The following is a 12,419-nucleotide window of genomic DNA, read 5'->3' on the forward strand; positions in this document are numbered from 1 at the left end:
GTTAGCCATTTTCTTCAATGACTTTTTTTTCAAAGATACAGAAAGTTTAGATGGAAAAACTTTTTTATCATTTGCACGAAATTTTACGAGATAATTAACAGAGGAATGTCTATTATGAATTTTAATTGATTTAAATTTGGTCTTTCTTGACGAATGCAAACATTTATCGGGTGATAAATCATAACGACTCTTGTCGATAGAATAACAGAACTAAATGAAAGAAACAAAACAAGCAAAAAAAACAAGTGTTTTTAGTTTGCTGGGCGATTATAAGCCCATGATCTATTTGCTCATTTTTTTTTCCTTGCTGAGTAATGGTATCAATTTGCTTTTACCCAAAATTACGCAACAAGGAATTGATAGTTACACGCATCATACTTTTTCAGCAAATACCATCCTTATTAAATTTGGCGTAGCCATTGTATTGGTGTTTCTGTTTACGTATTTGCAAAGTATGGTGCAAACCTACGCATCGGAACGGGTAGCAAAAGATTTAAGGCGTAAATTGGCCAATCAGATTTCGAGGCAAAATCATGCCTACATTAATCAGGCAAACCCTGCGAAATTGCTAACGAATTTGACATCCGATGTTGATTCCATCAAAATGTTTGTCTCGCAGGCAATTGTTTCCATTGTTTCTTCAGTTTTTTTGATTATTGGAGCGAGTATTTTATTAATCTCGATCAACTGGAAACTGGCACTATGTGTTATTGCAATTGTTCCCATCATTGGAGGGGCTTTTTACTTTGTTTTAACGAAGGTTCGTGTAATTTTTAAGCAAAGCAGAGAAGTAATCGACTGGTTAAATAAAGTAATTAGCGAAAGTATTTTAGGCTCGGCAATCATCCGTGTGGTAAATTCGCAACAATTAGAGTATGATAAATTTCTTTTAGCCAATACCAAAGCAAAGGATTTAGGTTTAAGTATTTTGCGTCTTTTTGCGGGCTTAATTCCCATTATTGTTTTTGTCGCTAACTTATCCAGTTTGTGTATTTTGGTTTTAGGTGGACACTATGTGATAACGGATTCAATGAGTTTGGGAGAGTTTACAGCATTTAATAGCTACTTGTCGTTGATTATATTTCCGATTTTGGTTATTGGGTTTATGAGTAATGTGATTGCAGGAGCAACGGCCTCTTATCAACGCATTGAAGGCGTTTTAAATGCCGCTGAAATAAAACATCCGGGTACCGTAACAGAAGAATTAACTGGAAATATCGAGCTGAAAGATATTTCGTTATTGTTTGGGCAAAAACCGGTGTTAAAGGATGTTTCGTTTTCGGTTAAAGCAGGTTCTAAAACAGCGATTATTGGTCCTACGGCAGCAGGTAAAACACAGTTGCTGTATGTTTTGGCAGGTTTGGTACAACCAAAGGCAGGCGAAGTGCTGTTTGATGATAAAGTGATTGAAACCTATAATCAAGAGTCTTTTCATAAGCAGGTAGGGTTTGTTTTTCAAGATAGCATTGTGTTTAATATGAGCATTCGCGAAAACATTGCTTTTAGCGACACAGTAACGGATGAGTATCTGGCTAAAGCCATTGAAACGGCCGAACTACAAGATTTTGTGGAGTCGCTTCCTGAAAAATTGGATACCATCGTTTCTGAACGTGGTACCAGTTTATCCGGAGGACAAAAACAACGGATTATGTTAGCGCGGGCTTTGGCCATTAATCCCCGTATTTTATTGCTGGATGATTTTACTGCACGTGTTGACGCCCGTACGGAGAAGAAAATTTTGGAAAATATTCAGCGCAATTATCCGGAATTGACCTTGCTTTCAGTTACGCAGAAAATAGCGTCTGTAACCGCATACGAAAAAGTAATTTTATTAATGGAAGGCGAAATTATTGCCGAAGGAACGCACGAAGATTTGTTGAAAAGTAGTCCTGAGTACGTTCAAATTTATCATTCACAACAGAGTACGAGTAATTATGAATTACAATCTTAATCAATTAACGTCGCAACAAGAAAAGCAATCAACTTACAAGGCGTTAAGAAGATTACTCAAGTTTATATCCGCAGAGCGGAAGAATTTAATTCTCGCACTGATTACCATTTTGCTAAATTCAGGACTACTGCTAGTGGGACCACTTTTGGTTGGGCACACGGTTGATACGTATATTCGCACTAAACAATTTGATGGCGTTTTATTGTTTGCCGGAATTTTAGCAGGCCTCTATTCGTGTGCCATGTTAACGGGATACATGCAAACAAAATTAATGGGTGGAGTGGGGCAGCGTATGCTTTACACTTTACGAAACGCGATTTTTCATAAATTGCAAGAATTTCCTGTTGCTTTTTTTAATCAAAATAAAGCAGGCGATTTGATATCGAGAATTAATAACGATACCGATAAAGTGAATCAGTTTTTTTCTCAATCGCTTATGCAGTTTATCGGGAGTACGGTGACAATGATTGGTGCAGGAATTTTTCTGTTATCGATAAATTTCGAGTTGGGTTCTGCGGCATTATCGCCAGCTGTTTTAATTGTGCTTTTCACAACACTTTTATCTCCTTGGGTAAAAAGGAAAAATGCCCTCAATTTAAAAAGTACGGGAGCCTTGAGTGCTGAAATTCAAGAGAGTTTAAATAATTTTAGAGCGATTATTGTTTTCAATCGTCGCGATTATTTCAGAAAACGCTTTAACGAAGCGAATGACGTAAATTATAACACGGCCATTAGTGCGGGTTTATCGAATAATATTTTTGTGCCGGTTTATGGGTTCTTCTCCAGTTTGGCGCAGTTAATCGTGTTGCTGTTTGGGATTTATTTAATTACCCAAGGTAATTTTACCATCGGTTTGTTGGTTAGTTACGTATCCTATACCACTAACTTTTACAATCCATTGCGTCAATTGGCTGCATTGTGGACGAGTTTTCAAGTAGCCATGGCCAGCTGGGACCGTATTTCGCAAATTTTAACCCTGAAAACTAATTTAAATCAGCTCGAAACCACCGAGGTTGAATCTTCAGATGTACTGTTGGAATTTAAAAATGTACATTTTGCTTACGACGATTCGAAGGAGATTTTACATAACATTAATTTGCAGTTTGAAAAGAGGAAGACATACGCGCTGATTGGCCCTACTGGTGGGGGTAAAACCACTACTGCCTCGCTTATTTCGCGTTTGTACGACCCAACCAAGGGCAGTGTTTTGTTAAATGGAAAAGACATTCGTTCCTTCACGGCGGAAGAGCGGACACAGAAAATTGGTTTTATTTTGCAAGAGCCATTTTTATTTAGTGGAACGGTAAAAGACAACATTTTATACGGTAACGAAAAGTATAAAGATGTGAGCGATTTGGAGTTGAAGAAGATTATTGAGGAGGGGAATTTGAATGCTTTATTAGCGATGTTTGATGAAGGCTTGAATACGCCGGTAACGGCTAGTTCGGATGGCTTAAGCTTAGGTCAAAAACAGTTGATAGCCTTCATGCGTGCTGTTTTAAGAAATCCAGAATTGTTGATACTGGATGAGGCTACGGCAAATATCGACACCATCACCGAGCAACTTTTGGGAAGTATTTTGGCAAAATTATCAAAAGAAACCACGCTGGTCATTATCGCACATCGACTCAATACGATTGAAAATGCGGATGAAATTTATTTCGTAAACGAAGGAAGCGTAGAAAAAGCCGGTACTTTACAACACGCTTTGGATATGTTACTTAAAGGAAAAAGAACAAGCTAAAAGATGAAAAAACTATTAACAGTTGCGTTTTTGTCACTTTCTGGTGTTGTTTTCGGGCAACAGCCTAATGCTCCCTTGTTTGTTCAAGACAGTTTGAAGTTAATTTCTTCGCAGTTTTTGTTTACAGAAGGCGCATCGACGGATAAACTTGGTAATGTGTATTTTACCGACCAACCCAATGATAAAATTTGGAAGTATTCAGTAAAAGGAGAATTGAGTTTATTTTTAGATAAAAGTGGCCGTGCGAATGGGACTTATTTTGATGCAAAAGGCAATTTAATTGTCTGTGCAGATGAGCAAAACCAAATTTGGTCGATTGATAGGCGTAAAAAGATTAAAATACTGTTTTCTGATTTGGATGGGAAGAAAGTAAACGGCCCAAATGATATTTGGATTGATAAAAAAGGAGGGATTTATTTCACGGATCCGTACTATCAACGCGATTATTGGACACGGCAAAAACCTGAACTGACAAGCGAAAATGTGTACTATTTACCGAAGGGAAAAAAGAAACCCATCATGGTTTCAGACGGACTTCTTCGTCCAAATGGAATTGTGGGCACAACCAACGGGAAAACGCTGTACGTAGCCGATCGGAAAGGAGATAAAACCTATCAATTCGATATTCAATCGGATGGGCATTTAAGTAATCAACGACTATTTATCAATAAAGGTTCTGATGGAATGACACTTGATTATCGAGGGAATGTATACATCAGTGGCAAAGGTGTTGAGATTTACTCCCCACAGGGCATAAAAATTGGAAAGATTGAAGTGCCTGAGAATTGGGTAGGTAATCTATGTTTCGGTGGGCCTCAGAAAAGTACGCTATTCATAGCAGCATCAAAATCATTGTATGCTATAAAAATGAATACGTTTGGTATTGAATAGCGGTCTCAATTGTAAGTGCAAAAAGGCTTCATCAATCTGCGGTTTAAGCCTTTGCAATCGAAAGCTTAAAAGGGCAAAATATAAGAAAAGTCATTTTTTTGATACATGATCCGGTATAAGTTGTTTTTTTTTAGATTATTAGCTATTTTTACTTTCCTATTTATATAGGGATAGACAACTAAGAAAGCCTTTTCAGGATTGAAAGGCTTTCTTATTTTTAAGACTTTTTTGTCTTGCTATTAAATCTGTATAAAAGTATAAATAGCTAAAAAAGTTTATTTTGGCTAAAATTTAGATGTTTTTGCTCTGAAAACTAAAACAGTATTTGTCTTTCTTAGCTGACATAAAAAAGCTTTTTTCTTTCGGTAAAACTGATGTAAATTATGTTATTTTTTTGGTTATTCTCAGGGCAAAGCTGCTCTATTTAAACAACGGAAATGATTTTTTCTTTTCTACCTAAAGTGGATCTTGAAAGAACCATCTATCACATCATTTATTTTTAGGATGAATTCCAAATTTTTTGCGATTAAACTAAACGTAATTCCTGTTTTATGTTGTTTCAAAAGTTCGAATAAGCATGTTGAAAGGAGTATAATTCAGCTACGATAGCAATCGTTAGGTAGCTATCAGTTGATAGGTGCTTCCATGGACCCATAAAGCAAAAAAAAAACGCCTCAAAATTACTTATGAGACGTTCTTATATATATGTGTGTTGTTTATATTGCGCTTACAGGAGCTGAAGCTTTTTCAAAAACGCTTTTAATGGTTTCAAGAGCGAAGTCGATATCATGCGCTTGAGTCATTTTGCTAAACGAAAAACGAATAGTAGCACCTGTTGTTTTTAAATTTAATGCATTTAGCACGTGACTTCCGTATGAAGCGCCGCTGCTACAAGCACTTCCGCCAGAGGCACAAATTCCTGCTCTATCAAAGTGGGCCAATAATAAATCTGTTCCGATTGGTCCTTCAAAATTTACGCTTAATACGGTATACAATGAATTTTCGTCGTTATTGAATGAAACGTTTTCAAAATTTTCAAGTAAACCAGCACGCATGCGGCTGTTTAACGCTTGAATGTAGGTTTGTTCTGTTTCGTAGTTGAGCGTAGCTAATTCAAGTGCTTTAGCAAAACCAATAATTCCATGTACATTTTCAGTACCTGCTCTACCTTTACGTTCTTGTCCACCTCCATGAATAAGCGGAGTTATTTGAACACCGTCAGCTACGTAAAGAATTCCTGTGCCTTTTGGTCCATGAAATTTATGTCCTGAAGCTGAAGCAAAATGAACACCATACTCCGTTAATAGCAAGGGGTAGTGACCGATGGTTTGTACACAGTCTGAATGAAACACAGCGTCAAATTGCTTGCAAATAGCACCTGCAGCCTGAATATCTAAAAGTGTTCCAATTTCGTTATTAGCATGCATTAAACTTACTAAACATTTATTTCCTTTAGCTGCTTGCTCAGCAAGTTGCTTTTCTAAATCTGCTAAATTTACTTTTCCCGATTCATTTAATTGAACATACGAGAAAGAAACTTGATGAACTTGACTATAATGCTCTACCGTATTAAGAACTGCATGGTGCTCAATAGGCGAGGTGATAATATGCGTACAACCCATTGTTTTTACCGCTGTAGCAATAGCTGTGTTGTTGCTCTCAGTACCGCCACTGGTAAAATAAATATTGGTGGGTTTAACGTGTAAAAGATCCGCTACTTTTTTTCTTGATAATTCAATAGCTTGTTTTGCTAATCTGCCAATTGAATAAGAAGAAGATGGATTACCATAGTTTTCACTAAGGTAAGGAATCATTGCTTCTAACACTGCCGGATCTAAAGCCGTAGTTGCAGCATTATCTAAGTAGGTGATTTGATTCATATGAACAATAATGTTTAGTGTTAGTTGTCTTTTTATGATTGATTAATATATCACAAAAATGCATATTTATTGTGTTAAAAATCAAGAATTTACGTAAAATCCGTAAATTTTATTGTTTTGTATAGATATTTCCGATAAATGTATAGTTTTGAAGCTTTTAGATGGCTGAATTATAAAAAATATCCGGAATGGTTTAGGAACATATAGATTAAATACGTTTAAAAATTTGTGTATCTCCATTAGGTTAAACGTTTTAGCTAAGCGCGTATTTGTTTATTGTTGTTCTTTTCTGGATATTTTTGATGCCTAGAAACTTCTGGTATTTTTTCGATTAAAATAAAAAATCCCCAAAAAATTTTCAATTTATTGGGGATTCAAAAATAAGAGGATAGACTTTATTTTTTTTCAGGAGTTAAGATACCTGGATATAAAACGCCGTCGGTAGTTAGCTTTAAGTTTAAAAGTTTTGCAATGAGCGGAGCAATATCTTCTTGTCCAATGAGTGGTAATACTGCACCTTGCTTAATTCCAGGGCCAAAAGCTACAAATCCAGTTTGTATTTCTTTAAAATCGGTTGGAAGATAGCCATGCGTACCACCTTTAGCAGCGCTTAGTAAATTGCCTTTTGCAGTAGCTCCGAAAGCGATACCTTGATTGGCCGCCAATGCAAGGAATGCATTCGGATCGCCTTGAGCAGCAGTCAAAGCATTTTTATCCAATACATGAAATAATTTTTTCATTCCTTCTGGTAAATCAGTTAAGGTTTTGTTTACTTTATCTAACGTTGCTTTGTCTTTTGGGTCGCGTAAATGTAAAAAGGCCGAGCCACCACTTGCTTGGAAATAGGCTTTCCAGTTTTCTTTATGGTCGTTATCGTATAAGCCAATTTTTGATAAAAGAACATTCGGATTAAATTGCGAATGAATGTCAACAAAGCCATGATCACCGGTGATAATTACGGTTGTATTTTCTTTTAATCCAGCCATTTCCAAAGCATCAAGCATAGTTTTAACGGCAACGTCAGCACCTTGAACAGCTGAGCGAACTTTATCGCCATCGCGACCTTCTTCATGTTCAAAATGATCAACCAAAGCAATGTGAATCGCTAAAAAAGAGGGCTTGTATTTGCGTAAAATGTAAGCTGCCATTCTCGATTTATTTTGGTCGCTTGTGAAGAAGTCAATCGATGCGCCGTATTGTCCAAACTGACCAATGGCATGATCTTGTACTTCCTGATACAAGGCTTTTGGATTTGATTCTTCGTAAAGGGCTTTAATTTCGTCTTTCTTCTCACCTTTATCCTTCGGAAGGATTACATATTCCGGTAAGTTATAGTCGATAGGAGCACCAACTGTTACCGGCCAACTCACACCTGCGGTGGTTAAACCAGCGTCTTTTGCTGCGGTCCATAGGGTAGGTACTTTAATGTCTTTATAATACCAAAACCATTTGCCCGAAATTCCAAGCGGTTCTACTGGTGTATTGTAATGAATGCCGTGTTTAGCAGGTAAAACACCTGTAACGATGGTGGTGTGTGACGGATAGGTAACGGTAGGAAAACTTCCGCGAACGCCTTCAGCATACGAACCGGTTTTCATAGCTTGACGTACATTAACCATTCCCCAAGATGGGTCTAAGTAAAATTCAGGACGTAAACCATCAATGCTAATTAACAACACATGTTTTTCCTGGCCATGTGCCATAACTGCAGCCAATAAGCAAGCAGCAATGCTGCCAAATATTTTCTTCATTCTTTTTTTTGTGCGAAAATAAAGGCTACGTGTACCGATAAGGTTAAGGCTATGTAATTAAAAGGTTAAGTGTGTTTGTGTGCGGCAAAATTTTATGAGAATCGATATGACTTCCATGTATTTAGTCTAGTCAATTAATCGCTAGATAAAAACGTTTTAATGCGCTTTAATCAAAATAAATCTATATTATTTATAATCAGTCTAAATAAATTTATATCTTTGGCCTTAAGTTGGATTAACCTTATAATTCAACTTATTAATAGATAGAAGAATGATTGTTAGTGCGAGAATAGAACATCATAAAGATTTTCTTTTCAAAGAAGAAATTGCGGATAAGTTTGGATCAAATCAACGTTTGTCGGAAAAGCAAATAAGTATAAAAGAGGCACCTATTGGCATTCAAAATTATCAATTATCTACTAATGGGCTTTTCTTGGTGTATTCGGAAATGAAATTCGAAAAAGCAACCAAAATCCTCACAGAGGTCAAAGGAGAGGCCATTACCAGTCAATTTATTATAAGTAAAAGTCAGATAGATAACAAAAAAAAACATTCAAAATACGGTCACAGTAGACACAATATTCGCTATATACCTTCATCAAAACATTCGTATGAGGTAAAGCCGAACGTAGAATTTATTTACTTCATGATTGTCTTGTCGAAGGATTATTACCTCAATTTAGTTGATTTATATTCGCCTTTGCACGATCATTTCGTACAAGAGATGGAGAAAGGGAAAAGTACCTCCTTCTCTGAAGAAGATTTATCCGCTACCCTCGAAATGCGTCGCACAATAGAAGCCATTCGAAACTGTAAACAAGAAGGAGAGCTAAAGCGCCTTTTTACGGATGCCCGAATAACGGAGCTTATTTTGTATCAGTTAGAGCAATTTAGTCAGCATACCGAAATAGAACGCGAAGACTTAATTGAGCGTGATATACCAAAGCTGGAGCAAGCAAGAGAAATTTTAGAACAGCAATATTGTGATCCCCCAACGCATAAACAATTATCAAAAATGGTATTATTGAATGAGTTTAAGTTGAGGAACGGTTTTAAGAAGTATTTTGGTACGACTATTTACGATTACATTACGCGCATACGGATGGAAATGGCCAAGAAGCTAATTATCGAGGAACGCAAGAATATGTATGAAGTAGGAATGGAAATTGGCTTCAAACATCAGGCGAGTTTTACCAATGCCTTTAAAAAATATTACGGCATTTTACCCAGCGATATTCGAGTTTAATAGGATAAACATCAATTTCCCCAGGTACTAAAAACCTGTTTTTTGCTGCAAAAACCTATACTTTTAATCGAATATTTTTTCGAGTTCCTTTCACTTTAGGTTGTTGCCCAAAATCTACCCAAATTCTAGAGGATGCAGACTTACAGTTCTGCTGCTTTTTTATAGACAGTTTCAACTCGCTCTGCGTTTTCAAAGCTAATATTTTTTCTTTCTGCTTCTAATGGATTTAATTCTTTTGTTTGTGTGGTACAAGAGTTGAAATCTTCTAAATCCATTACAATTTCTTTTGGAACCACAACAGTTTTTAAACTTCTTAAATCGGTGTGTGCCAAAGCATGGATGGAAAATGCCGTAAACATATGTTGTGGGGTCAATACTTCGGCAGGAGAACCGTCCCACCATTTACGTCCATCTTTTAGCATGATAATTCGATTAGCATATTGTGCTGCCAAATTTATATCGTGCAGTACCATAATCACGGTAAATGATCTTTTCGCAAAAGCTTTTGCAATGGCCAACGTAAGGTGTTGATATTGCAAATCCATATTGTTTAAGGGCTCATCGAGTAATAATAAGGCATTAGGACTATCCCAAATTTGAGCCAAGGCGCGCGCAAGATGTACGCGTTGTTGTTCTCCTCCTGATAAGGTGAGCATGGACCTGTCTGCTAAGTCGGTGATGCCGCAAATTGCCATAGCTTCCGTTTGCGCTCTTAAATCAATTTCTTTTGGATTTCCTTTGTAACGACTGTATCTGCCCATCATCACTACTTCGCTAACCGTAAAGCCAATGCTGAGTGGATTTTGCTGTTGCAGCATAGCTCTTTTTGCCCCTAATTCCTTTTTGCTGAAGCTCGAAATTTCTTTGCCCTCGATAAGGACTCTGCCTTGACCGGCCTTCTTTTCTCCGGAAAGCACCGACATGAGGGTAGATTTACCAGCGCCGTTTGATCCGAGTATCGCAATAATTTCACCCGGTTTAGTACTGAATGAAATGTCTTTTAATAAAGTTCTTTTTCCTATTTCAAGGCTGATGGATTCAATTCTAAGCATCGCTTTTAGTATGTTGATTTATTTTTATCCCGGATAAGGATGTATAAAAAGATGGGCGACCCAATCAATGCGGTTACTACACCGATGGGTAATTCTATAGGTTGCACAATAATACGGGCAATTAAATCGGATAAGGTTAACACGACCGCTCCCAAAAGTGCTGAAGCCGGTAAAACAAATTTATGGTCAACTCCACCTAATAACCGAATCAGATGAGGTACCAATAGGCCGATAAAGCCAATGATACCCGAAACAGATACGGATGCACCAACAGCCAATGTGGCGAATAAAACGACCCTTGCTTTTACTTTTGAAGGATTGATACCGATTAATTCTGCTTGTTTTTCGCCTAGGGCAAACAAATTTAATCCTTTACCAAAAAAGGGAAGAACGAGTACGGGAATAAGAACAAAGGGAAAAATACAGGATACATTTTGCCAAGTTGCCCCACTTAAACTACCTAGCATCCAAAAGGTTATGCTGCGCAGTTGTTGTTCGGTAGCTAGATAGCTTATTAAACCGGTTAAAGCTCCTGCAAGCGCGTTAATGGCAATACCAATCAGCAACATGGTGGTCACATTTGCCTGTCCATTGGTTTTAGAAAGGTTGTACACCAGAAATGCAACAATTCCTGCACCAGCAAAAGCGGCGAAAGCAAGTAAATAATACCCCAAAAGGCTACTAATTCCTGTAAATAAAAGTGTTTCAAATGCAATTACAATTACCGCCATAAGCGAGGCGCCAGACGAAATCCCTATGAGTCCCGGTTCTGCTAAAGGATTTCTGAAAATTCCTTGAATCGCAGCGCCCGAAATACCCAATGCTGCCCCAACAAGTATTCCCATCAGTAATCGTGGTAAACGAATCATGAGGATGGTTCCTTTAAAAATAGGGTCTATGTCTACTGAATTGACTGAAAGAGGATTTAAAATTTTCCATACTTCTGATATCGGAATTTTCATCGAGCCTTGGCTCAATGCTAAGCAAATGGAAACTACTAAAGCCGCAAACAAAGAACAATAAATTAAACTTTTTTTCATCCTACTGAATTTTTAAGTTTAAAGATTTTATCGCCTCTGGCAAACGTGTGCTAAAATTAATTAAAAGTGGACCATCCATTTCAATAATCTTTTTTGATTTGCCTGCATTGGTATACGCCACACCAGGCATTTGTAAAACAGCCTGCTTTCCACCTAAACTGCTCATGCCAAAGTCGAACATCAAAATAATATCTGGAATGCTTTTAATCATCGATTCGGTGGTATATGGTTTAAAATCAGTAAATTCTTGTATGGCATTTCTGCCGCCTGCTAAGGTGATTATCGCATCCATATTACTTCCTTTCCCTGCCACACTCATCGTTCCTGAACCACGTGCATATACGAAAAGAATTTTAGGTGTTTTGGTTTTCATTTTGCGCTCATTTAAAGCTTTTTTTATTGCCTCATTATTACTTTTCGCCAAAGATTCTCCTTTGCCTGGGATACCAATTGGACTGGCAATTTGCTTAATGAATTTGCTCGATCCTTCTACCGAAAATTCTTGTTTTATTTGGTAAACTTTAACACCCATTGTTTTAAATTGAACCAAGTTTTCTTTCGATAAATCACCTACCGGAGCAAGTATTAAATCGGGGTGATAGGAGAGAATAGACTCTACTGAAAGTGATCTGTTTTTACTCACTTTAGGTAATCGGTTAATATTCTCAGGCCAAACACTGGTTACATCAACCGCAATAATATTTTTTCCTAAACCCAAGGCATTAACAGTCTCACTAATGGCTCCGCTTAAGGTAATAATCCTTTTTGCTTGTGCATAATCCTTCGTGCTTGCCAATAAAATCAGGCTTAAGCTTATGAATAAACTTCGTGCTATTTGCTTCATGAATTTTGTTTCTCAAGGAC

9 protein-coding genes are annotated in these 12,419 nt (G+C 37.2%); 4 read left to right on the forward strand and 5 right to left on the reverse strand.

The genetic code is table 11. The annotated features are described in order from the left end of the window. Positions 1-214 precede the first annotated feature (214 nt). From ACJVDK_RS02175 to ACJVDK_RS02185, 3 genes are read left to right on the forward strand one after another with little or no spacing between them, the layout of a single operon-like run. Positions 215-1,951 carry an ABC transporter ATP-binding protein gene (locus tag ACJVDK_RS02175; protein WP_443938646.1) on the forward strand — a complete coding sequence of 579 codons (1,737 nt, stop codon included), beginning with the start codon at positions 215-217 and terminating at the stop codon, positions 1,949-1,951. Beyond that, on the forward strand, positions 1,935-3,695 hold the full coding sequence (locus tag ACJVDK_RS02180) for an ABC transporter ATP-binding protein (RefSeq protein WP_443938647.1): 1,761 nt from the start codon (positions 1,935-1,937) through the stop codon (positions 3,693-3,695). The genes ACJVDK_RS02175 and ACJVDK_RS02180 overlap by 17 nt, the downstream gene beginning before the upstream one ends. 3 nt (positions 3,696-3,698) lie before the next feature. Beyond that, a complete protein-coding gene (locus ACJVDK_RS02185; protein WP_443938648.1) occupies positions 3,699-4,586 on the forward strand; it encodes an SMP-30/gluconolactonase/LRE family protein in 888 nt (295 codons plus the stop codon). A 716-nt stretch (positions 4,587-5,302) separates the two neighbouring features. On the opposite strand, the gene ACJVDK_RS02190 is transcribed toward ACJVDK_RS02185, so the two are convergent. Continuing rightward, positions 5,303-6,466: a cysteine desulfurase family protein gene (locus ACJVDK_RS02190; RefSeq protein ID WP_443938649.1), complete on the reverse strand. Its 1,164-nt coding sequence runs from the start codon at positions 6,464-6,466 to the stop codon at positions 5,303-5,305. 395 nt (positions 6,467-6,861) lie between these two features. Then, positions 6,862-8,217, reverse strand: coding sequence for an alkaline phosphatase family protein (locus tag ACJVDK_RS02195; protein ID WP_443938650.1), 1,356 nt, complete (start codon positions 8,215-8,217; stop codon positions 6,862-6,864). A 271-nt stretch (positions 8,218-8,488) separates the two neighbouring features. On the opposite strand from ACJVDK_RS02195, the gene ACJVDK_RS02200 reads away from it, so the two are divergent. Then, on the forward strand, positions 8,489-9,463 hold the full coding sequence (locus ACJVDK_RS02200) for a helix-turn-helix transcriptional regulator (protein WP_443938651.1): 975 nt from the start codon (positions 8,489-8,491) through the stop codon (positions 9,461-9,463). Positions 9,464-9,603: 140 nt separating this feature from the next. On the opposite strand, the gene ACJVDK_RS02205 is transcribed toward ACJVDK_RS02200, so the two are convergent. The 3 genes from ACJVDK_RS02205 to ACJVDK_RS02215 are packed head-to-tail and all read right to left on the reverse strand — an operon-like array spanning position 9,604 to position 12,399. Beyond that, complete coding sequence (locus ACJVDK_RS02205; RefSeq protein ID WP_443938652.1) at positions 9,604-10,515, reverse strand: heme ABC transporter ATP-binding protein; 912 nt, start codon at positions 10,513-10,515, stop codon at positions 9,604-9,606. Positions 10,516-10,520: 5 nt separating this feature from the next. Beyond that, complete coding sequence (locus ACJVDK_RS02210; RefSeq protein WP_443938653.1) at positions 10,521-11,555, reverse strand: FecCD family ABC transporter permease; 1,035 nt, start codon at positions 11,553-11,555, stop codon at positions 10,521-10,523. Between the two features lies 1 nt (position 11,556). Continuing rightward, positions 11,557-12,399, reverse strand: coding sequence for a heme/hemin ABC transporter substrate-binding protein (locus ACJVDK_RS02215; protein WP_443938654.1), 843 nt, complete (start codon positions 12,397-12,399; stop codon positions 11,557-11,559). Between the last annotated feature and the right edge of the window lie 20 nt (positions 12,400-12,419).

Origin of the sequence: Pedobacter paludisoli (assembly GCF_052344095.1) — a bacterium.
GTDB lineage: Bacteria > Bacteroidota > Bacteroidia > Sphingobacteriales > Sphingobacteriaceae > Pedobacter.